1 protein-coding gene is annotated in these 409 nt (G+C 69.4%); it reads right to left on the reverse strand.

Annotation, left to right across the window (positions count from 1 at the left end; all coding sequences use genetic code 11):
• Positions 1–409 (reverse strand): asparagine synthase-related protein (locus tag GWG67_RS38875; protein WP_275174918.1); only part of this gene is annotated, 409 nt, incomplete at both ends.

Here is a 409-nt window from a genome sequence, read left to right on the forward strand (position 1 = left end):
AGCCAGGCGCAGCGCCTTATCCACCGCGGCCTCGGCGCCGGGGCTGGCGAAGTGGTCGCGGACGAAGTGCCCGGCGACGTCCTCGACGCGGAAGCGCTCGCCGACGGTGGCCAGGTATTCCTCGTGGTCGCGGTCGAAGAACGCCGCGCGGTACGCGGCGAAGGCGTCGTCGGCGCCATCCACCTTCGGATACCAGTGGTAGCCGGCGAACAGCTCGTCGGCGCCCTGGCCGCTCTGCACCACCTTGCAGTGCTTCGAGACTTCCCGCGCGAGCAGGTAGAAGGCGATGCAGTCGTGGCTGACCATCGGCTCGCTCATGGCGCGGAAGGCCGCCGGCAACTGCTCGATCACTTCGTGCTCGCCGATGCGCAGGCGATGGTGGCGGGTGTGATAGCGCTCGGCGATCAGG

Source organism: Bradyrhizobium sp. CSS354 (assembly GCF_029051725.1).
Lineage (GTDB): Bacteria > Pseudomonadota > Alphaproteobacteria > Rhizobiales > Xanthobacteraceae > Bradyrhizobium.